At 59.7% G+C, this 20644-nt stretch carries 19 protein-coding genes; 7 read left to right on the top strand and 12 right to left on the bottom strand.

Going from position 1 to position 20644, the window contains the following annotated elements:
* Positions 1-188: 188 nt before the first annotated feature.
* The 4 genes from rpsR to B5F98_RS05780 all read right to left on the bottom strand — a co-directional run bounded on the left by rpsR (position 189) and on the right by B5F98_RS05780 (position 2562).
* On the bottom strand, positions 189-431 hold the full coding sequence (rpsR, locus tag B5F98_RS05795; RefSeq protein WP_087231883.1) for a 30S ribosomal protein S18: 243 nt from the start codon (positions 429-431) through the stop codon (positions 189-191).
* 34 nt (positions 432-465) lie between these two features.
* On the bottom strand, positions 466-912 hold the full coding sequence (ssb, locus tag B5F98_RS05790) for a single-stranded DNA-binding protein (RefSeq protein ID WP_087231880.1): 447 nt from the start codon (positions 910-912) through the stop codon (positions 466-468).
* Between the two features lie 14 nt (positions 913-926).
* Positions 927-1223, bottom strand: coding sequence for a 30S ribosomal protein S6 (rpsF, locus tag B5F98_RS05785; protein ID WP_087231877.1), 297 nt, complete (start codon positions 1221-1223; stop codon positions 927-929).
* A 421-nt stretch (positions 1224-1644) separates the two neighbouring features.
* Positions 1645-2562, bottom strand: a complete 918-nt coding sequence (locus B5F98_RS05780; protein WP_158099795.1) for a LacI family DNA-binding transcriptional regulator — start codon at positions 2560-2562, stop codon at positions 1645-1647.
* Between the two features lie 94 nt (positions 2563-2656).
* On the opposite strand from B5F98_RS05780, the gene B5F98_RS05775 reads away from it, so the two are divergent.
* Complete coding sequence (locus B5F98_RS05775; protein WP_087370288.1) at positions 2657-4921, top strand: glycogen/starch/alpha-glucan phosphorylase; 2265 nt, start codon at positions 2657-2659, stop codon at positions 4919-4921.
* A gap of 262 nt (positions 4922-5183) precedes the next feature.
* On the opposite strand, the gene B5F98_RS05770 is transcribed toward B5F98_RS05775, so the two are convergent.
* Complete coding sequence (locus tag B5F98_RS05770) at positions 5184-6911, bottom strand: phospho-sugar mutase (protein WP_087370287.1); 1728 nt, start codon at positions 6909-6911, stop codon at positions 5184-5186.
* A gap of 32 nt (positions 6912-6943) precedes the next feature.
* On the bottom strand, positions 6944-8185 hold the full coding sequence (locus B5F98_RS05765; protein WP_087370285.1) for an aminopeptidase: 1242 nt from the start codon (positions 8183-8185) through the stop codon (positions 6944-6946).
* A gap of 160 nt (positions 8186-8345) precedes the next feature.
* Between B5F98_RS05765 and asnA the strand changes: the two genes are divergently transcribed.
* The 5 genes from asnA (at position 8346) to asnS (ending at position 13498) form a co-directional block, all read left to right on the top strand.
* A complete protein-coding gene (asnA, locus tag B5F98_RS05760; protein WP_087231862.1) occupies positions 8346-9359 on the top strand; it encodes an aspartate--ammonia ligase in 1014 nt (337 codons plus the stop codon).
* A 16-nt stretch (positions 9360-9375) separates the two neighbouring features.
* Complete coding sequence (locus B5F98_RS05755) at positions 9376-10488, top strand: aldo/keto reductase (RefSeq protein ID WP_087370283.1); 1113 nt, start codon at positions 9376-9378, stop codon at positions 10486-10488.
* Positions 10489-10626: 138 nt separating this feature from the next.
* Positions 10627-11070, top strand: coding sequence for a LytTR family DNA-binding domain-containing protein (locus B5F98_RS05750; RefSeq protein ID WP_087370281.1), 444 nt, complete (start codon positions 10627-10629; stop codon positions 11068-11070).
* Positions 11071-11084: 14 nt separating this feature from the next.
* Positions 11085-11912: a DUF3021 family protein gene (locus B5F98_RS05745; protein ID WP_087370279.1), complete on the top strand. Its 828-nt coding sequence runs from the start codon at positions 11085-11087 to the stop codon at positions 11910-11912.
* A 191-nt stretch (positions 11913-12103) separates the two neighbouring features.
* Positions 12104-13498, top strand: coding sequence for an asparagine--tRNA ligase (gene asnS, locus B5F98_RS05740; protein ID WP_087370278.1), 1395 nt, complete (start codon positions 12104-12106; stop codon positions 13496-13498).
* 86 nt (positions 13499-13584) lie between these two features.
* Here asnS and B5F98_RS05735 read toward each other — a convergent pair whose 3' ends face one another.
* The 5 genes from B5F98_RS05735 to B5F98_RS05715 all read right to left on the bottom strand — a co-directional run bounded on the left by B5F98_RS05735 (position 13585) and on the right by B5F98_RS05715 (position 19611).
* Positions 13585-14829: a hypothetical protein gene (locus tag B5F98_RS05735; protein ID WP_087370276.1), complete on the bottom strand. Its 1245-nt coding sequence runs from the start codon at positions 14827-14829 to the stop codon at positions 13585-13587.
* Positions 14830-15240: 411 nt separating this feature from the next.
* Entirely contained in the window at positions 15241-16122 is an 882-nt protein-coding gene (locus tag B5F98_RS05730; protein ID WP_087370274.1) for a radical SAM protein, read from the bottom strand.
* Positions 16119-17156 (bottom strand): A/G-specific adenine glycosylase, encoded by a 1038-nt coding sequence (mutY, locus tag B5F98_RS05725; protein ID WP_087370272.1) that lies wholly within the window; start codon positions 17154-17156, stop codon positions 16119-16121. The genes B5F98_RS05730 and mutY overlap by 4 nt, the downstream gene beginning before the upstream one ends.
* A 299-nt stretch (positions 17157-17455) precedes the next feature.
* On the bottom strand, positions 17456-18109 hold the full coding sequence (locus B5F98_RS05720) for a gamma-glutamyl-gamma-aminobutyrate hydrolase family protein (RefSeq protein ID WP_158099794.1): 654 nt from the start codon (positions 18107-18109) through the stop codon (positions 17456-17458).
* The gene (locus B5F98_RS05715) at positions 18106-19611 is read right to left on the bottom strand and encodes an oligosaccharide flippase family protein (RefSeq protein WP_087370341.1); all 1506 of its coding nucleotides are present in this window, start codon (positions 19609-19611) and stop codon (positions 18106-18108) included. The genes B5F98_RS05720 and B5F98_RS05715 overlap by 4 nt, the downstream gene beginning before the upstream one ends.
* A 116-nt stretch (positions 19612-19727) precedes the next feature.
* Between B5F98_RS05715 and B5F98_RS05710 the strand changes: the two genes are divergently transcribed.
* A complete protein-coding gene (locus tag B5F98_RS05710) occupies positions 19728-20090 on the top strand; it encodes a hypothetical protein (protein WP_087370268.1) in 363 nt (120 codons plus the stop codon).
* On the opposite strand, the gene B5F98_RS05705 is transcribed toward B5F98_RS05710, so the two are convergent.
* Positions 20077-20616 (bottom strand): NUDIX hydrolase, encoded by a 540-nt coding sequence (locus B5F98_RS05705; protein WP_087233298.1) that lies wholly within the window; start codon positions 20614-20616, stop codon positions 20077-20079. The two genes, B5F98_RS05710 and B5F98_RS05705, sit on opposite strands and share 14 nt — an antisense overlap.
* Positions 20617-20644: the final 28 nt, after the last annotated feature.

The following is a 20644-nucleotide window of genomic DNA, read 5'->3' as shown; positions in this document are numbered from 1 at the left end:
ATTCTTTCCCCGATTTCTCATCGGGGAGAAATCGGGCCCAGCGGAGCGTCCCCGGCTGGGGCGCTGGTCTACACCTAGGACATTGAGAAACTAAGGATCCCCTGCCTGCCGGGCAAACAAGGCATAAAAAAAGCGGAAGCAACCGAAGTTGCTTCCGCTTTTGATATCGCTGGTTTCCCGTGCTGCAATTAGTCGGTGACGTAGGGCAGCAGAGCCACGTGACGGGCACGCTTGATGGCCTCGGTCAGCTGACGCTGATGCATGGCGCAGGTGCCGGTGGTGCGGCGGGGCAGGATCTTGGAGCGCTCGGACAGGAAACGCTTGAGCTTGGCAGCGTCCTTGTAGTCGATGTGCTCCACCTTGTCCACGCAGAAGGCGCAGACCTTGCGGCGCTTGCGGTTGCCGCGGGGCTTCACATTATCCATAGCCATAATGGCAGACCTCCTTACTTATGATGGGCCCTATTTAGAAGGGCAGATCGCCGTCGTCATCGGCCAGCTCAGCGAACTGGTCGGCGCCGGCAGGAATCCCGTAATCCACGGGAGCGGGGGCGGCGGGACGGCTGAAGCTGCCGCCGCTCTCGCCGTCCCGCTTGGAGTCGCCGAAATACACGTTGTCGGCAACCACCTCAGCAGAGCGGCGCTTGCCGCCGTCCCGATCCGTCCAATCACGAATCTGAAGGCGGCCCTCCACCACAGCCATACGGCCCTTGGCGAAGTACTTGGATACGAATTCAGCAGTGTTGCGCCAAGCCACGACATCAATGAAGTCGGTGGTCTTCTCGCCACTGTCACGACTCTTGAAATCACGATCCACAGCCAGAGAGAAGGACGCCACTGCGGTGCCGCTCTGGGTGTGTCTCAGCTCAGGGTCACGGGTCAGACGGCCCATGAGAATGATTCGGTTGAGCATGTGCAACCTCCTCCTCAGGCTTCCTTGCTGACGATGATGGAGCGCATGATGCCGGTGTTGATGCGCATCAGACGGTCCAGCTCAGCGGGGAATGCGGGATCGGCGGTGAAGCTCATCAGGACGTAGTAGCCCTCAGCCAGATCGTCGATCAGGTAAGCCAGCTTGCGCTTGCCCCACTCATCCACCTCAGTCACAGTACCGCGGCTCTCAGCCAGGGTCTTGAACTTAGCCACCAGAGCGGCAGTCTCCTCCTCGCCCAGGTTGGGGTTGATGATGTAGAGCACCTCGTAGTTACCAGTCACTTTTGCCATAACTTTTGCACCTCCTTACGGACATATGGCCCCCGGATTTGCCGGAGGCAAGGATGTTGCCCGTCCTCTTGGACAGACTCATTAATTATATCGTATTTCTTCCGTTTGTCAAGTCTTTTTTCTCCACATTTTCCGGTTTTCTCGCTTCTCTACTCGGTTAGCTCGTTGTTTCGGTGAAGAAATGTACTTTTTTTGGCAAATAAACACGGGTCGATTTTTGTTTTGTTCAGTCGAATTTCCGGGTGAACAATTTGTGAACAAACTTTGAACTCGTTGGGCTGCAACTGATTCACCGTCCTTTTGTTCGGTGAACATTTTTTGTTCACCTATGTTTGTTCACTTTCTATAATTTGAACTTTTTATTCTTGTGTAGTATTTTTTCACAGTTTTCTTTGACGTGTTTTTGTTTTTGTAGTAAAATTTACCCGTTCGCCGGAAAATTTCCTTTCACGAGAATGCGGTTGCCCTGGGTTGGGTCATAATCCAGTGTCAGCAAATCGGAGGCCACGGAGGCAGCCGCCTTGGCCTTGTCCGCATTGGGGGCAGGCAGCAGGGTGGTCTGGGGCGGGAATAGCCCCGGGTCATCCAGGGAGCAGATGACGGCCAAGTCCTCTGGCGGGAACTGGCCGCACACCTCCACCCCCAGCAAGTCCCCCACCACCACGCCTTTCCGGCCCTGGTGGGCCTCCAGGAAGTGGGACAGGGACTGGGTGCCGTCGTGGAAGAACACGTCCTGTGGTGCAAAGCCCTGGGAGAGCAGGGTCATGAGCTGACCGCTGCGCACCGGCTCGGCAACCAGGAACAGGTCTTCCCGGCCCAACCGGGTCTTGGCCTCCAACATGAGGGACGGATAGTCCGGCAAAATCTTATAATAGAGAGGGTCGTCGTTGTCACAGTCCACGAAGATCATGGGCGTGACACAGGGAGGATTCACATGGGCCACCGCCCGGCACCCGCCGTCCAGCACAAAGATGACGCTGGGCGACACCGCCAGAATCTTCCGCCAGTCCTCCACCAGGTCCCCCAGGCGCAAGATCACCGAGGGAATGCCCAGCTCCAACAGCTGGGCCTCCAGCTGCATGGCCAGGTCGGTGAGGTGCAGCCGCCGCCCCACCGATTCCCCGTGGAGGCGGGTGACCAAAATCGCCGCCCGGTTCTTCTTGCCCCGGGTGGTGCGGGTGGTGGGATAATTGAGCTGTTTGGCCGTATCAATGATACGCAGCCGGGTGGCACTGCTGATCTTCCCCTGCCCTGTGTGGTTGAGGGCATAGGACACCGTGGCCAGTGAACAGCCGCAGATCTTGGCAATCTGGCGCATGGACACTTTTTTCTCTCCCATAAAACTTCCCCCTCCGGTCATATCAATGACCATCATATCAGAAAACCGCTAGGTTGAAAAGCACCATACCTTTCAAAAAGGAGCGAATCTCACCATGGAATTTCAAGCAAGACTCAATGCGATCATCAAGGAGCGTTACCGCAAGCCCCTGGCCAAGTGCACCAAGGGTCAGGTCTACCACGCTCTTCTCCAGCTCACCCAAGAGCTGTCCGCCCAGCGCCCTGCCCCGGACACCGGCCGCAAGCTGTACTACTTCTCGGCTGAGTTCCTCATCGGCAAGCTGCTGAGCAACAACCTGCTGGCCCTGGGTATCTTTGACCAGGTGTCCGCTCTGCTGGAGAAAAACGGCTTTACTCTGGCCGAGATCGAGGAGCAGGAGCCCGAGCCCTCCCTGGGCAACGGCGGTCTGGGCCGTCTGGCCGCTTGCTTTTTGGACTCCCTGGCCGCTCTGGGCCTGCCCGGCGACGGCGTGGGTCTGAACTACCACTACGGCCTGTTCCACCAGTACCTGCGCAACAACAAGCAGGAAGAGCAGCCCGATCCCTGGATTGAGGAGCAGGGCTGGCTCATCCCCACCGACGTCACCTTCCCCGTCCAGTTCGGCAACCAGACCCTTAACGCCGTGATGTGGGACATCGCCGTGCCCGGCGCCAACACCGAGACCGCCAACCGTCTGCACCTGTTTGACGTGGAGAAGCCCGCCGCCGCTCCCAAGGACGGCATCGACTTTGACAAGGGCGACATTGCCCACCACCTCACCTCCTTCCTCTACCCCGACGACAGCGACGAGGCCGGACGGCTGCTGCGTGTGTATCAGCAGTACTTCATGGTGTCCGCTGGCGCTCAGCTGATTTTGAAGGAGCTGGACGAGAAGGGCATCTCCCCCTGGAACCTGTGCGAGCACGTGGCCATTCAGATCAACGACACCCACCCCTCTATGGTGCTGCCCGAGCTGACCCGCCTGCTTCTGGAGCGCGGCCTGTCCATGAACGACGCCCTCCACCAGGTGGCCCACGCCTGTGCCTACACCAACCACACCATCCTGGCCGAGGCCCTGGAGAAGTGGCCCATGAGCTACATCGAGCGGGTGGCTCCCCAGCTGGTGCCCATCATCCGGGAGATGGACCGCCGGGCCAAGTCCGTGTTCCCCGACCCCCGCATGGCTATTATCGACGACAAAGACGTGGTGCACATGGCCCACATGGACATCCACTACACCTACTCCACCAACGGCGTGGCCGCCCTGCACACCGAGATCCTCAAGACTTCGGAGCTCAAGCCCTTCGCCGACGTGTACAGCTATAAGTTCAACAACAAGACCAACGGCGTCACCTTCCGCCGTTGGCTGGAGGTGTGCAACCCCCGTCTGGCCTCCCTCATTGACGACTGCATCGGCGACGAGTGGCGCCGGGACGCCAGCCAGCTGGAGAACTTCGCCACCTTCGTCCGGGACCCCAAGGTGCTCAGCGCCATGCTGGACATCAAGGACTACAACAAGCAGCAGCTGGCCAAGGTCTTGAAGCAGCGCCAGAACGTGGAGGTGGACCCCCAGTCCATCTTTGACATCCAGGTCAAGCGTCTCCACGAGTACAAGCGCCAGCAGATGAACGCCCTGTACGTCATCAAGAAGTACCTGGACATCAAAAACGGCATCCTGCCCACCCGTCCCATCACCGTGATCTTCGGCGCCAAGGCCGCCCCCGCCTATGTCATGGCCAAGCACATCATCCACCTCATTCTCTGCCTGCGCCAGCTCATTGAGTCCGATCCCCAGGTGCGCCCCTGGCTGCGTGTGGTGATGGTGGAGAACTACAACGTCAGCTGGGCCGAGAAGCTCATCCCCGCCTGCGACATCTCCGAGCAGATCTCCCTGGCCTCCAAGGAGGCCTCCGGCACCGGCAACATGAAGTTCATGGCCAACGGCGCCGTCACCCTGGGCACCATGGACGGTGCCAACGTGGAGATCGCCCAGCTGGTGGGCCGGGAGAACATCTACACCTTCGGCGCCTCCAGCGACCGTGTCATCCAGATGTACGCCCAGCACAGCTATCACCCCCAGGAGTTCTACAACCGCCCCTGGGTCAAGGAAGTGGTGGACTTCATCGTCTCCCCCACCCTGGTGGCTCTGGGCGACGAGACCTGCCTGCGGGCTCTGTGGAATGACATAAAGACCAAGGACTGGTTCATGGCCCTGCTGGACGTGGAGGAGTACACCGCTGTGCGCAGCCGCCTGCTCAGCGACTACGAGGACCGCACCGAGTGGTCCAAGAAGATGCTCATCAACACCGCCAAGAGCGGCTTCTTCTCCAGCGACCGCACCATCGCCCAGTACAACCACGACATCTGGCACCTGAACTGAGCTGACGCTCGGCAAAGAAGTCCACGGACTTCTTTGCCAGGGGTTCGCATGACGGATGGGGCTCGATTTCTTACGAAAAAGTCACCCCATCCGCCATGAGAAGTGTCATTTCCCATGCACATGTCCTGGCACATGACGTTCTTTCAATTGATTCCGCCACCTGCGGGTGGCGGAACTCTGCGAGGCCCCTGATCAGGCAAGCTTTCTGCATAAAAAATCCCGCTCCAATTCAGGAGCGGGATTTTTTCGGTTTGGGATGTTTTTAGCCCTTGAGGCTCTCCGCCCAGGCGGCGTACCGCTCCACCTTGGCGGCGCAGTCGGCCTGGCTCTCGCCACGGGCCAGGATGTACACCTTCACCTTGGGCTCAGTGCCGGAGGGACGGACGATGACGGAGGTGCCGTCCACCAGCTCGTAGCGCAGCACGTTGGAGCCGGACAGCTCCATGGTGGTGCGGTCGCCGGTGGCGGCGTCCACCACGCTGCCGTCCTTGTAGTCCTTCCACTGGGCCACGGCGGTGCCGCCCACTTCCTTGGGGGGATTGGCACGCAGGTCGGCCATGAGCTGGGCCATCTTCTTCAGGCCGTCCAGGCCGGGCATCACCAGGTTCATGGTGCGCTCGCCGAAGTGGCCGTACTTCTCATACAGGCCCTGGAGGGCATCGTACAGGGTCATGCCCTGGCCGGCATACCAGGCGGCCATCTCGGTGAGGGCCACGGAGGCGGTGACGGCATCCTTGTCCCGGACGAAGCTGCCCAGCATGTAGCCGAAGGACTCCTCGTAGGACATGATGACATTGCCCTCGCCGGAGCTCTCCAGCTGGTCCTTCTTCTCGGCCAGGAACTTGAAGCCGGTGAAGGTGTCGAAGCACTTCAGGCCGTTGTCCTCGGCCACCTTGCGGGCCATCTCGGTGGTCACCAGGCTCTTGAGGGCCACGGGATTGGCGGGCATCTTTCCGGTACGGGTCTTGGCGCCGATGAGGTAGTCCAGCAGCAGCACACCGGTCTGGTTGCCGCTGATGACCACAAAGTCGTCGTCCTTGGTGCGCACCATAATGCCCACACGGTCGGCGTCGGGGTCAGAGCCCAGAATGAAGTCGGCGCCCTCCCGCTTGGCGATGTCCACGGCCAGGGCGAAGCCCTCGGGGTTCTCGGGGTTGGGGGAGACCACGGTGGGGAAGTCTCCGTCGATGATCATCTGCTGGGGCACGCAGATCACGTGCTTCATGCCCAGACGGCGCAGAGCCTCGGGAATGAGCTTATAGCCGGTGCCGTGGAAGGGGGTGTACACCATCTTGAAGGTGTCGGCCACTGCGTCCACTGCTCGCTGGTCGTTGACCTGCTCCATGACGTTGGAGAGGAACTTCTCGTCGGTCTCGGTGCCCATCAGGGTGATGCGGCCCTCGTCCAGAGCCTTCTTGTAGTCCATGGTCTTGACGCAGTCGAACACGTCCAGCTCCTGCATCTTGGCGGCCACCTTGTCGGCGGGGCCGGGAGGCAGCTGGGCGCCGTCAGACCAGTACACCTTGTAGCCGTTGTACTCCTTGGGGTTGTGGCTGGCGGTGATGTTGATGCCGGCGATGCAGCCGTACTCCCGGATGGCAAAGGACAGCTCGGGGGTGGGGCGCAGAGAGTCGAACAGGCGCACAGGGATGCCGTTGGCGGCCATGACGCAGGCGGCCTCATGGGCGAAGAGCTCGGAGTTGTTGCGGCAGTCGTAGCACACGGCCACACCCTTGGCGGCGGCCTCGGGGCCCTCCTCCAAAATCACCTGGGCAAACGCCTGGGTGGCGTGGCGCACCACATGTACATTCATCCGGTACAGGCCCACACCCATGGTGCCGCGGAGACCGGCGGTACCGAAGCTGAGCTGGGAGAAAAAGCGGGATTCCATTTCCTTCTCGTCCCCGGCAATGGCGGTCAGCTCCGCCTTCTCCTCCTGGGACAGGGCCGGACTCTCCATCCAGCGCTGATATTGTGCCTTGTAATCCATGGTACAGTTCCTCCTTATATTCTCAATGTTGTTTAGAATGCAAAGTTGCCATCCACAAACACGGGAATCTCCTTCCCGTCCTGAGTGGTACCCACAATGGACAGATCCTTGGTGCCCACCATGAAGTCCACGTGGTTCATGGACTGGTTGAGCCCCACGGCCTTCTGACCTGCCTCGTCCAGGTCCTCGCCGCCCTTGACGCAGTTGGGATAGGCGGAGCCAAAGGCCAGGTGGCAGGAGGCGTTCTCATCAAACAGGGTGTTGTAGAACAGGATGCCGCTGTTGCGGATGGGGGAGTCATAGGGCACCAGGGCCACCTCACCCAAATAGGAAGAGCCCTCGTCCATGCCCACGGAGTGGCGCAGGTACTCCTCGCCCTCCTCGGCGTGGACATTCACGATCTTGCCGTTTTCAAAGTCCATGTAGAAGTTCTTCACCAGGTTGCCGTTGAGAGCCAGAGGCATGGCGGCGTATACCCGGCCATTGACACCGTCCCAGCGGGGAGCGGTGAAAATCTCCTCGGTGGGCATGTTGGCCACGAACTCCACGCCACGGGGGGTATCCTCGCTGCCGCCCATCCACACGTGGTTGTCGGGGAGGGTGATGGTCAGGTCGGTGCCCAGAGAGTTGGTGTAGTGCAGGGTTTTGAAGTTGTACTCGTTGAGCAGTTTGGCTCTCCGGGCCGTGGCGTCCACATGATCCCGCCAGCGCTCCACGGCCTTGCCGTCCCCTGTGATGCGGCACACCGAGAAGATGGCCTCCCACAGAGCGTCAATGGCCTCCTCCCCCTTCTTGTCGGGGAACACCTTCTCCGCCCAGGCCTTGGTGGGGTGAGCTCCGATGGACCACTGGAACCGGTTGGCGCTGAGGGAATCGTGCCACATCCGGGTGTTCTCTCCCTGCACCCGCTGCCAGGTCTGGATTCGGGTGGAGTCCACGCCCCGGAGCATCTCAGGGTCAGAGCCGATGATGGACAGAGCGGTGCAGCCCTCCTGCACCAGCCACTCGTACTTCTCCTTGAGGTAGTGGGGGAACTCCTCAAACACCTGGCTATCTGCCTTCAGGTACCGCTCCCGGACGATGAAGTCGTCCCGCCAGTCCATGATCACGTCCTTGGCCCCACGGTCCAGGGCCACCTGGGCACACAGACGGGCCAGAGGCGCACACTCCACCGGGGCAGCCAGATTGACCATCTGGCCAGGCTGGATATTCAAGCCCACTTCTACCAAAAGATGGGCGTATTCTTCCAATTTTTCCTTAAAATTTGGAACCATAGGATAGGTTCTCCTTTCGCTGTGCATTTCCCCCAGAACGGGGATTTCAAAATACCTTAATATTATAACATCACATCAAAAAAAATACAAATCGGAAATTGCATTTTTTAGCGTGATGAAGTATAATCTTTTCTATCTTAACGTCTGGAGGAGCTGCGCCATGCTGAACACTGTGATTCCCGCAGGGTATTCCCCCTGTTTAAACCTATACGATACCCAAAAGGCCATCGGTCTTTTAAAGCGCCTGTTTGAGGACAATTTAGGCGGCGCCCTCCATCTGCGCCGGGTCTCCGCCCCCCTGTTTGTGGAGGCCTCCACCGGCCTCAACGACGACCTCAACGGCGTAGAGCGGGCGGTGTCCTTTGACATCCCCGACGCAGGCCGGGACGCCCAGGTGGTGCACTCCCTGGCCAAGTGGAAGCGTCTGGCCCTCCACCGCTATCAGTTCTCGGTGGGCGAAGGGCTGTACACCGATATGAACGCCATCCGCCGGGACGAGGACCTGGACAACATCCACTCCGTGTACGTGGACCAGTGGGACTGGGAGAAGGTGCTGGCCCCCCGGGACCGCAACGAGACGTACTTAAAGAACACCGTCACCACCATTGTGGCAGCCCTGGCGGACACCCAGTCCACCCTCCGGGCGGTCTATCCCCAGCTCACCCCCCTGCCCACCATCCAGCGGGAGGTGTCCTTTGTCACCGCCCAGGAGCTGGAGGACCTGTGGCCGGAGCTGTCCCCCAAGGAGCGGGAGAGCGCCTGGGTGAAGGACCACCCCACCACCTTCCTCATGGGCATTGGCGCCCCCCTGAAATCCGGCAAGCCCCATGACGGCCGTGCCCCGGACTACGACGACTGGAACCTAAACGGCGACCTGCTGGTTTGGAACTCGGTGCTGGAAAGCGCCTTTGAGATCTCCTCCATGGGCATCCGGGTCAGCCCCGAGTCCCTGGACCGCCAGCTCACCCTGGCCGGGTGCGACGACCGCCGGGAGCTGCCCTTCCACAAGATGCTCCTGGAGGGCAAGCTGCCCCTGACCATCGGCGGCGGCATTGGCCAGAGCCGGGTGTCCATGTACCTGCTGGGCAAGGCCCACATCGGCGAGGTCCAGGCCTCTGTGTGGGACCAGCAGACCCTGGAGGCCTGCCGGGACGCCGGGGTCATCCTGCTGTAAGAGGGAGGCACTACCCATGAAAAAACTAGGTTTTGGCTGTATGCGCTTCCCCCTTCTGGACGCCGAGGACAACACCTCCATCGACTTCCCCCAGGTGTGCCAGATGGTGGACCTGTTTCTGGAGCGGGGCTTTACCTACTTTGACACCGCCTACTTCTACCACGGGGGCACCAGTGAGGAGACGGTGAACCGCTGCTTGGTGCAGCGCCACCCCCGGGACTCCTTCACCCTGGCCACCAAGCTGCCCCTGGCCAAGCTGAAAGAGGCAACACCCCAGGAGCAGGCCGACATGTTCCAGCTCCAGCTGAGCCGCTGCGGCGTGGAGTTTTTCGACTACTATTTGCTCCACTGCATCGACGACGAGAACTACGAGATCGCCCAGCGGCTGGACAGCTTCGCCTTTGTCCAGCAGAAGAAGGCGGAAGGGTACATCCGTCAGGCGGGCTTCTCCTTCCACGGCACCCCCGAGCTGCTGGAGGAGGTGCTCACCCAGCACCCTGAGGTGGACTTTGTCCAGCTTCAAATCAACTATCTGGACTGGGAGAACCCCAAGGTGCAGTCCCGCCGCTGCTACGAGGTGGCGGTGGCCCACCACAAGCCGGTGGTGGTGATGGAGCCGGTAAAGGGTGGCAAGCTGGCCAATCCCTCCCCTGCTGTGCGGGAGATGTTCGCCGCCCTGGACCCCAACGCCTCCCCCTCCTCCTTTGCCATCCGCTTTGCCGCCTCTCTGGAGCACGTGTTTATGGTGCTCTCCGGCATGTCCTCCCTGGAGCAGGTGGCGGACAACACCGGGTATATGAGGGAGTTCCGCCCCGTCACTCCCCAGGAGGTGGCGGTGCTGGAGCAGGCCGCCCAGCAGATTCAGGCAGACGGCACCATCCCCTGCACGGCCTGTTCCTACTGCACCGACGGCTGCCCCCAGCGCATCCCCATCCCCGCCCTGTTTGCCCTGTATAACCGCACCCTGGGCCAGCCTGGGCTTCCCCACAAGAAGGAGTACCGGGAGCTGTGCGCCCAAGGCGCACCCGCCTCGGCCTGCATTTCCTGTCGCCAGTGTGAGGGGGCCTGTCCCCAGCACCTGGAAGTCATCCAGCAGCTCCAGCGGGTGGCCAACGTGTTTGAACATTGACCCCAACGGGCCGCAAGTGCTTCTTGCGGCCCGTTTGTTTTCCACCTGTCCCGAAAAACAGGCCGCCTGTTCCCAATCGGTAGACAACACCCCGGATTTTCCGTATACTCAAAGTACCAAGAGAAGGGAGGGAACACCATGAAAGTGGAAGTGCACATCGACCCCCAGCTGACCCAGACCCAGGTGGTCATCCACGCCCCCGCCCGCTCCCCCCAGGTGGAACAGCTGGTACGCCAGTTGGAAGAACTGGCCGCCCCCTCCACCTTCACCGTCTTCCGGGACGGTGAGGCCCGGCTCCTTCCCCTCTCGGACATCCTCCGCTTTTACGCCGACGGCAAGGGGGTGTCCTGCCAGACCACCACGGGGATTTATACGGTGCGGGAGCGGCTGTATGAACTGGAGGAGGCCCTGGCCGGGACCCGGCTGGTGCGGGTGTCCCACTCGGAGGTGGTGAACTTAAACCACGTCACCGCTCTGGATTTGTCCCTCACGGGCACCATCAAAATGACCCTGGCGGGCGGGACCATCGTGTATGTATCCCGGCGGTATGTGAAGAAGATCAAGCAAGCATTGGATCTATGAGAGGAGGGTAAGGTATGCTCTTTGACGACACAAAACAGGCACAGCGCCGCATTACGCTGGGCATTCTAGCTGGAATTGCCGTTCATTTTCTGTTGATGTATGTGTTGGGGACACGGGCTTTCTTGGGCCCTGAGGTTTCCGCCGTGTTTTCTTACCCCACCTGCTCTTTCCCCGCCCCCTTTGCATGCTGGGGAATCCTGCTGTCCTATCTGCTCTTTGCCCTCCTGGGGGCAGAGATCGGGGTGTCCACCCTCCCCTTTGCCGATTGTGGCCGCACCCTAGTTCTTCGCACCCTGGCCCACTTTGCCCTCATGGCCGCCACCGTGGCCCTGTGGGGCGGGCTGAACTTTGGCGGGGCGGGGGCTGCCTTCTGCCTCATCCTCCTAGCGTCCATCTATGTGCTGGTGTGGCTGGGCCGCTGGGTGGGCTGGTATGTGGAGGTGGCCGCCATCCGAGCCAAACTGGGGCTGGCCCCCGGTCCGTCTCTGCTCCACTGGCGGGAGACGCTGCCCTATCTGGTGTTCGCCCTGGGGCTATGTCTAGGGCTGCCCGCGCTCCTGCGCCTACTGGACCCCCAGGACGTGCCCGTCCTCTCTGGGGTGTATTTTCCCTTCCTGCTGCTGCCCATCGGCACCTTCTGCTCGGGGGTGTCCTTGGGCCACCGCCATGGCTTCTCCCCCCTGTATCCGGCGGCCTGCGCCCTGCTGTCTGTGGCGGCGGTGTTTCTGCTGTTCAACGGCTCCGCCCTCTTCCACGGGGGTATCTCCCTGGTGTGCGCCCTGATGGGAAACGGGGTGGGAACCCTGCTGAAAAAGCGGGCCACACGGGAAAAGAACCCCTAGCTCCCCCCTCTTTTTTCCCTCAGCCCTTGCAAAATCTTCAGAAAATGGTATAATAGCCGCACGGCGGCTGTTATCAATTGCCGTTTTTCTTGCCCCTGACGGGACAACCGAAAAACCTGGCGTGTATCATCAACGCCTTTGACACAAATCCTTGTGTTCGGATAGATCATTTGAGAATTGAGGGAAGTAGTATGGATCGCATCACCATCGCCTCCGTCTTTGCCGACAGCGAGAAGCTCTCCGGCCAGACGGTCACCGTCATGGGTTGGGCCCGCACCATCCGTGACATGAAAACCTTTGGATTTGTGGAGCTCAACGACGGCTCCTGCTTCAAGAATCTCCAGATCGTGCTGGACGCCAACGTCCTGGACAACTATAAGGAGATCACCGGCCAGAACGTGGGCGCTGCCCTCATCGTCACCGGCACCGTGGTGCTCACCCCCGAGGCCAAGCAGCCCCTGGAGATCAAGGCCGCCTCTGTGGCGGTGGAGGGCGTGTCCGCCCCCGACTACCCCCTGCAAAAGAAGCGCCACACCGTGGAGTACCTGCGCACCATCCAGCATCTGCGTCCCCGCACCAACCTGTTTTCTGCGGCCTTCCGGGTGCGCTCTGTGGCTGCCCACGCCATTCACTGCTTCTTCCAGGACCGGGGCTTCGTGTACGTCCACACCCCCATCATCACCGCCTCCGACTGTGAGGGCGCCGGTGAGATGTTCCAGGTGACCACCCTGGACGTGAACAACCCGCCCCGCCTGCCCGACGGCAGTGTGGACTGGTCCCAGGACTTCTTTGGCAAGAAGGCCAACCTCACCGTGTCCGGCCAGCTCAACGCCGAGAACTTCGCCATGGCCTTCGGCTCTGTGTACACCTTCGGCCCCACCTTCCGGGCTGAGAACTCCAACACCCAGCGCCACGCCGCCGAGTTCTGGATGATCGAGCCGGAGATCGCCTTTGCCGACCTCAACGACGACATGGACCTGGCCGAGGACATGATTCGCTATATCATCCGCACTGTGCTGGAGAAGTGCCCCGACGAGATCAACTTCTTCAACTCCTTCGTGGACAAGGGCCTGAAGGAGCGTCTGGAGCTGGTGGCCAACTCCGAGTTTGGCCGTGTGAGCTACACCGACGCCATCGAGATTTTGAAGAAGAACAACGACAAGTTCGACTTCAAGGTGGAGTGGGGCTGCGACTTGCAGACCGAGCACGAGCGGTACCTCACCGAGCAGGTGTACAAGAAGCCCGTGTTCGTCACCGACTACCCCAAGGACATCAAGGCCTTCTACATGCGCCTCAACGACGACGGCAAGACCGTGGCCGCTGCCGACTGCCTGGTGCCCGGCATCGGCGAGATCATCGGCGGCTCCCAGCGTGAGGAGCGCATCGAGGTGCTGGAGGAGCGCATGCACCAGCTGGGTCTGGACCCCAAGGACTACTGGTGGTACCTGGACCTGCGCCGTTACGGCTCCTGCCGCCACGCCGGTTTCGGCCTGGGCTTCGAGCGCATGGTGATGTACCTCACCGGCATCAGCAACATCCGAGACGTGGAGCTGCATCCCCGTACCGTGGGCAACGCTGAGTTTTAATTTTAGATATGCACAAGACACCCCCCGGACTGTGGAAGTCCGGGGGGTGGTGTATCTTTGGAACGCATCAATTCATGTGTAATACTTTATTCTTTTACCATAGACAAAGCAGCTCTTATCTTTCTAATGTACGTCGTCTGGCCACATCTTTCCATACCTTTTAATACCAATTCAATATCTTGTATTCTATTTAAAAGTCCGGGCTTATCAGTATCAGAGTCAGGTTTAAAATCATCCCATAGGCTGTTAAATCTCTCTGCATAGCACTTATAATATTTCTTTCCAAAACTACTAAATGCAGCTAAAAGTGAAATACTCTCAATAGAGAGCCCTACAGAAAACTCATTCTGTTTTTTATAATAATTATGTATTTTTTCTAGCGATGACTGTGTAAAGTGCCCATTTTCTTCTTCGTTTCCTTCATTTTCGGAAAGTTTACACATTTCCACACTGTACCTCGCATAAATTTTCAGTTCATCGTCACTAATTCCACCAATTTGATGTTCTTTTCCAATCAAGCTGCAAAAAAACAGATGTTCTTTTATAATGCTTATGGCTTCAGATAGTTCATTTCCAGAAATGTCATATTTATCACGTAACCGTTGTCTTATATCATCAAATTCTGGTTCTCTCCAACGATCACATTGTGGTAGCTCACGAGCGATTTCCTCCAAATCACTGCGTGATAAGTGTTTTGTAAAAGTACCTAACGAATATTCATCTGCAATAGTGTATATATCACTCAAATAACCATCAAAGAACTCCATAATCATTCTAAATTTTTCTTTCAGTGTAGCTATTGCTATAGAATGAATTCCATTACTAGCCAGAATCGGTGTCTGATCTAGGCTACGAGCATATCGAAACGCATCCCCTTTATCATCAAAGAAATAGTCTTGCAACAAAACAGAGATGTCCAGATACCCACTCTCCAGCCTGCTGTCTCCAATAACAGCAATGATCTCTTTTAAGACCCCATCTAGGTCTTCAATTGAATGATGCACCAAAGTCTTTTTTATCTTGTCACTTAATTCGCCAGGAAAATTCAATTTTTTGTATTTTTCTTCTCTATGTTTCTGTAATTGTAGAATGTTTTCTATGGCAATTTTAAGAGATAACTCTATACTATGTCGACAACAATATACAATTGGATAGACTAATTCATCCTCAGAACACTTTCTGTCCTTCACTACACCATCAAATAATATGTATGCAGCATCTCTAAACCCATACCGTATAGTTTCCGAGTATGTGCCGCCATTATTACCGACACACGCAATCTTGCCCCGGTATATCTTTGGTCTAAATGGATTATCCATATTCAACTCCATAGTTATATACCTCTCATCAATATTTATTATATATGACTTTGGATTATTTCATTATTTATATGGGTAAGTTCTGCTTTTCTTTTTCATATCTTACCATTATCCTTCTTCATTTTCAATAAGTTTACATTTCTTTACACCTCTATGCCACCTTGCCCCGGTAGTTCTCCCATCAACGCATAAAAAAGCCTCCCTCAGGGAGGGAGGTGGCATGGCGTAAGCCATGACGGAGGGAGCCAAAGGACTCCGCCGCACTTCTTGTGGTGCTGTGGTAGGGGCCGGGCTTGCCCGGCCCGTGGCTACCCCCGTCTTGCCCTGGGGGATTCGGGAGGGGCAAGCCCCTCCCCTACACCCAGCAACACCGGAAATCCGGCAAAGCCCTCAGGGCCTGCATTCTTCATTTTTCATTCTACATTATTCATTTTCTCTCATGTTCCAGTCCGGGATAAATTTCTCCCCCACCGCCTCCAGCTCCTGCACATAGCCCTGAATGCCCAGGGCGTCCATATAATTGCGGGCGGCTCTCAGCTCGGAGGGGCGAATGGTGCGCTGCAATTCCGGGAACTGCTCCAAATTTCCACAGGGGGTGTACTGGGCCATCAGAGAAAACAGCACCTCGCCGGGGGCGAACTGCTCCGACACCCAGTCCATCACCTGCTTGGCCTCGGCAAGGCGTCCGGGAAGAATCAAATGGCGGATGACCACCCCTTGTTTCAAAATTCCGTCCTCCAACTGCACGGGGCCCGTCTGGCGGAACATTTCCACAATGGCGGCCTTTGCGGTGGAAGGATAGTCCGGAGCGGCGGAGTACCTCCCCGCCAACTCCTCCGTCACATATTTCAGGTCAGGCAGGTATACGTCCACCTTCCCCTCCAGGCTTTTGAGTATCTCCACCCGCTCGTAGCCGCCGCAGTTCCACACCACCGGCAGGTTGCCGGGCATGGGACGGGCAAGCACCTTTTGCAGCACGTGGATGTACTGGGTGGGGGTGACCAGCTCGATGTTGTGGGCCCCCTCCCCCGCCAGCTTTTCAAAGAGGGCATACAGCTCGTCCTCTGTCACCGCTTTGCCCTGGTTTTCATGGCTGATGGGCCCGTTCTGGCAAAACACACACCCCAGGGTGCAGCCGGAGAAGAACACTGTCCCGGCACCTTTTGTGCCGGAAATACAGGGCTCCTCCCAGTGGTGCAACTCCGCCCGGGCCACCTTCACCACGCTGGGCAGGCGACACCAGCCCTTTCCCACCTCCGGGGTACGCTCCGCCCCGCACTGCCGGGGGCACAGATTGCAGATCATTCCTGAATCTCCTCCTTCACCACGTCCATCACCCCGGCAAAGGCGTTGGGCACGGCGTAAATGTCGGCAAGTTCCTGCCAGGTGCACCACACCCAGCCCGTGGGCAGCTGGTCCTCCTCCAGGCGCACCACCTGGGCGGTGAGGTGCCACTCCACATGGGTGAAGATATGCCGGGCCACCCCGCCAAAACGGCCTCGGGGCATGTCCCCCGTCCACTCCGGGGGCAGCTGAGTGCCCAACTCATTGGGGAACTCCCACAGCCCCGCCAACAGCCCCTTGGAGGGACGCTGGCGCAGGGCCACCCGGTTTTCATGAATGAGCAGCCACACCGTCCGCTCCTCAATGCGCCGGGGGCGCTTGGGTGCCTTCACCGGAATGCGGCCCCAGCTGTCCTGGGCATAGGCCACACAGAAGTCCCAGGCGGGGCACCGCTGGCACTGAGGCGCTCCGTTGGGCAGGCACACCGTGGCGCCCAGCTCCATCATGGCCTGGGTGAACTTGTCCGGGGCGTGGAGGGGGATGATGGGGCTGAGCTGGGCGGCGATAGCCCGCTTGGTGGCCTGGGCAGTGATGTCCCGCTCGTCCCCGTTGATGCGGGTGACCACCCGGAGGACGTTTCCGTCCACCGCTGGGACGGGCTGTTTGAAGGCGATGGAGCAGATGGCCCCGGCGGTGTAGTCCCCCACTCCCTTCAAGGCCCGCACCTGGTCATACTGGGAGGGGAAGACGCCGCCATATTCCTCCATGATCTGCCGGGCGGCGGTCTGGAGGTTGCGGGCCCGGCTGTAATAGCCCAGCCCCTGCCACAGCTTCATGAGCCGCCCCTCCGGCACCTGGGCCAGGGCGGCCACGTCGGGCAGCTCCGCCATAAACCGGGCGTAGTAGTCCAGCACCGCCGCCACACGGGTCTGCTGGAGCATGATCTCGGACACCCACACATGGTACGGGGTGGGGTCTTCTCTCCAGGGCAGGGTGCGGGCGTTGTCTCGGTACCACTCCAGAAGGGGGATGGGCAGTTGTTCGATGGGCAGCATGGGGTTACCTCCAGGTCAAAAAATCCCCCTTAGTATAATGCGTACTGAACAAAGCCGAAAGACTTGAAAACTACGGCTTTCAAGTCCTTTTGACTTTGTTCAAGTGCAAGGTTTTTAGACCAAATTGTCTAAAAACCTTGCACCTCCCGCTGGTGTGTCTCAACGCACCAGCGGAAATACGCATTGTACCAATGGGTGAATTCCATAAAATCGGCTCCTTTGAGCCGATTTTATGGAATTGCGCGGCTACCGCCGCGCGAATAAACCGATCTGCGGTTTATTCGATAAACATTAGTATATCACACTTCCCCGTCTCCCCTCAAGCGTCGGCACAGCTGGACAAATTGGAAAAAAATCACCGCTCCCGCCTCACCCATCCGCTCGGGGTGGAATTGCACCGTCCACAGGGGCAGGGTGCGGTGCTCCATGGCCTCCACCACCTCCCCCTCGGACCAGGCGGTGGCCACCAGCCCCCGGCCCAGCTTGCCCAGGCCCTGGTGGTGGTTGGAGTTGACGGTACCCACCGCCCCATACCAGGCGTCCATACAGGAGCCCTTCCGGGTGCGCACCGGGTGGAGGCAATCCCCCTGGGGCTGTTGGTGGAAGGGGGCCAGAGTCTTGTCCAGGTTTTGCACCAGGTTGCCCCCCGCCCACACGTTGACCACCTGGTGGCCCCGGCAGATGCCCAACACTGGACGGCGGGCGGCGGTGAAGGCGTCCAGCAGAGCCAGCTCTCGCCGGTCCCGGGGCAGGTCCATGTCCCGGGACCCCCGGTTCAACGAGTGGAAACAGGCCGGGTGCATATCGCCGCCCCCGGCCAGAATGAGGCCGTCATAGCGCAGGTCCGGCTGGGGCAGGTATACGGCGCTGCCCTGGCCCCCGGCCCGCTCCACCGCCTCCAGATAGTTGGAGGCGTCCCCGCCCCCGGTGGAAATCAAAATGGAAACCTTCACGTTTTCTTCCCCCTCCTTGCCCATAACCAACCAAACACTGAAAGCCCCTGCATGAGCAGCACGGCCACATAGAGCAGCGTGCCCACCACCACGCACACCACACAGGTGGTGCCCAGCCACACCCCGGCCCCCAGCAGCCACTGAAACAGCAGCCGACACCACAGCCCCACCAGCACCGCCGACAGCACCGGGCGGACAAACCAGGCGTACAGCCGTAGGCGGAGCCCGGTGGCGTGGAGCACTGAGGCCAGGTTCATCCCCATCCCCACCAGGGAGGAGAGGACGAAGCCCACTACAAAGCCCTGCAGACCCCAGGTGGACACCGTGCCATAGGTAAAGGCCAGCTGCACCACGTCGCTGGCAATGGCATTTCTGGCCCCCTTGCCCTGGAGTCCCAGGCCGTTGAGGGCGCCCCCCAGCACCGACTGCACACAGGTCATCAGGGTGCCCACTGCCAGGGGCAGGATGTACTCCCCCACCCGCTGCTGCTGGAACAGGAGCTGACCCACGGTGGGGCCCATCACCACCAGCAGCGCCATACAGGGGGCCATGAGCAGCATGGTCACCGACATGATTCGGTTTAAAAATCCCGCCGCCACCCGGGCGTCCCCGTGGGCGGTGCGCCGGGACAGGTCGGGCACCATGGTCAAGCACAGCGCCCCGATAAACCCGGTGGGCAGGGCCAGCAGGGGCATGGTCATGCCGCACAGGACACCGAAGGCGGACATGGCCGCCCCGGACTCCATGCCCCCCTCCACCAGCTTGGCGGGGATGAGCACCGCATTGGCCGAGCCCAAGATGGTGCCCAGCACCGAGGTGAGGCCCACAGGGATGGCGATGGACCACAGGCCCTTTGCCACCGACGGGTCCCGGGCCAGGCCCCGTGGGCGGGTGCGCTGAAAGAGCACCACCAGGGACACGGCGGAAAACACCTCGCAGATAACCATACCCAGCACAATGAGGCCCACAGTGCGCTCCTGGTTTTGGGGGAGCAGCCACACCAGCAGGCCCAGCACCGCCCCGGCCCGCACCAACTGCTCCATGGTCTCCACCGTGGCGGGGATGCGCACCCGCCCGGTGCCGTAAAAACAGTGCTTATGCAGGTTCTCCACCCCGGTGAGGAGGACGCAGGGCACCAACAGCACAATGCCCAGCCGGGTGCGGGCATCCCCCAGCAGGTACACGGAAATGGGGTCTGAGCACCATACGATCACCGCCCCCAGGGGCACCGCCAGGGCAAAGAAGCGGCGCAGGCCCGCCCCCAACACCTGGGTCACCCCCGCCTCGTCCCCCAGGGCATGGCACCGGGCGGCACGGGTGGACACCGCCACCGTCAGGCCCACCGCCGTCACCGACATAAACATGGAGTACACCGGCATCACCAATTGATACAGCCCCATGGTCTCCGCCCCAATGAGCCGGGAGAGCATCATCCGGTACAAAAAGCCCACCACCTGGGCAAACAGCCCGGTGGCGGTGAGCAGCAGCGTCCCCGACCACATGGCGCTCAAAACAAATCCCCCCTTCTCATAGCGTTTCCATTCTATGAGAAAGGGGGATTTTTCATGTGAACTTTTTTCCATTTCGCCGCATAGGATGGCAAAAAGGGGGTAGATGCATGGACCAGCCCACCAGTCCCGACCGGAGTGCCGATTCCGACTTTTCCTTTCTGATGGCGGTGCTGGTGGCCGCCCTGATGGCAGTGCACACCCTATACCGGGCGGAGGCCGGACAGACCACCGGGTTTTATCCCCTGCGCTGCGGCGAGACCGCCCTCACCCTGGGCAGCTCCGGGTTCTTTCTCACCCAGGCTCTCAAGGCTCTAAACGAGACAGACCCCGCCAACGCCGCAGAGCATTGCGCTGCCCAGTGGGAGGTGCTGGCGGCGGGGCTTATTTTGATTGCCGCCTTTATCCAATTTGAGCTGGTTCAATACCGCAGGCGCACCGGGCAGCTGCCCGACCTTTTTACAGCTTCTTGAGCCGACCCGCGGCCCGCAGAATGGAGGCCACCGTCTTGCTGTCCTCCAGGCGGCCATCAATGGCCATCTCCACCGCCTCAGACAGGGGCATCTTCACCCGCTCCAGGAACTCGTCCTCGTCGGGGTGCATCTGGCCGAAGGTGAGGCCACGGGCCAGGTACACGTGCTGGAGCTCGTCGCAGAAGCCGGGGGTGGGCAGCATCTCACCCATGGGAATCCACTCCCGGGCCTCGGCGCCGATCTCCTCGCTGAGCTCCCGCTTGGCCGCCTCAAAGTGGTCCTCGCCGTACTCCAGCTTGCCGGCGGGCACTTCCAGGAGTACCTTGGCATAGGGGTAGCGGTACTGGCGCACCAGGTAGATGTTGTCCTCATCGTCAATGGGCACCATGACCACAGCGCCGGGGTGGCGGATGACCTCCCGCCAGGAGGTACGGCCGTTGATGAGCTCCACCGTATCGTAGTGGACCTTCAGAAGGCCGCCGTCATACACCAGCTTGCTGGTGAGTGTTTTTTCCATGAGTTCCATACCACAAGACCTCCTCGTCTCATTTCCC

This window comes from Pseudoflavonifractor sp. An44 (assembly GCF_002161675.1).
GTDB classification, from domain to species: domain Bacteria; phylum Bacillota; class Clostridia; order Oscillospirales; family Oscillospiraceae; genus Enterenecus; species Enterenecus faecium.
Note: the sequence above shows the minus strand (reverse complement) of the source record. Positions and strands in the feature narration are given on the sequence as shown.

Bases quoted from the DNA above. Each gene is read 5' to 3' on its own strand.
- mutY (WP_087370272.1), bottom strand. From the start codon at position 17,156: ATGCTGCCCATCGAACAACTGCCCATCCCCCTTCTGGAGTGGTACCGA.
- asnA (WP_087231862.1), top strand. From the start codon at position 8,346: ATGCTGAACACTGTGATTCCCGCAGGGTATTCCCCCTGTTTAAACCTA.
- B5F98_RS05755 (WP_087370283.1), top strand. From the start codon at position 9,376: ATGAAAAAACTAGGTTTTGGCTGTATGCGCTTCCCCCTTCTGGACGCC.
- B5F98_RS05770 (WP_087370287.1), bottom strand. From the start codon at position 6,911: ATGGATTACAAGGCACAATATCAGCGCTGGATGGAGAGTCCGGCCCTG.
- B5F98_RS05750 (WP_087370281.1), top strand. From the start codon at position 10,627: ATGAAAGTGGAAGTGCACATCGACCCCCAGCTGACCCAGACCCAGGTG.
- rpsR (WP_087231883.1), bottom strand. From the start codon at position 431: ATGGCTATGGATAATGTGAAGCCCCGCGGCAACCGCAAGCGCCGCAAG.
- B5F98_RS05775 (WP_087370288.1), top strand. From the start codon at position 2,657: ATGGAATTTCAAGCAAGACTCAATGCGATCATCAAGGAGCGTTACCGC.
- B5F98_RS05735 (WP_087370276.1), bottom strand. From the start codon at position 14,829: ATGGAGTTGAATATGGATAATCCATTTAGACCAAAGATATACCGGGGC.
- asnS (WP_087370278.1), top strand. From the start codon at position 12,104: ATGGATCGCATCACCATCGCCTCCGTCTTTGCCGACAGCGAGAAGCTC.
- B5F98_RS05745 (WP_087370279.1), top strand. From the start codon at position 11,085: ATGCTCTTTGACGACACAAAACAGGCACAGCGCCGCATTACGCTGGGC.
- B5F98_RS05780 (WP_158099795.1), bottom strand. From the start codon at position 2,562: ATGGGAGAGAAAAAAGTGTCCATGCGCCAGATTGCCAAGATCTGCGGC.
- B5F98_RS05715 (WP_087370341.1), bottom strand. From the start codon at position 19,611: ATGTGGTCGGGGACGCTGCTGCTCACCGCCACCGGGCTGTTTGCCCAG.
- rpsF (WP_087231877.1), bottom strand. From the start codon at position 1,223: ATGGCAAAAGTGACTGGTAACTACGAGGTGCTCTACATCATCAACCCC.
- B5F98_RS05730 (WP_087370274.1), bottom strand. From the start codon at position 16,122: ATGATCTGCAATCTGTGCCCCCGGCAGTGCGGGGCGGAGCGTACCCCG.
- B5F98_RS05710 (WP_087370268.1), top strand. From the start codon at position 19,728: ATGGACCAGCCCACCAGTCCCGACCGGAGTGCCGATTCCGACTTTTCC.
- ssb (WP_087231880.1), bottom strand. From the start codon at position 912: ATGCTCAACCGAATCATTCTCATGGGCCGTCTGACCCGTGACCCTGAG.
- B5F98_RS05765 (WP_087370285.1), bottom strand. From the start codon at position 8,185: ATGGTTCCAAATTTTAAGGAAAAATTGGAAGAATACGCCCATCTTTTG.
- B5F98_RS05705 (WP_087233298.1), bottom strand. From the start codon at position 20,616: ATGGAACTCATGGAAAAAACACTCACCAGCAAGCTGGTGTATGACGGC.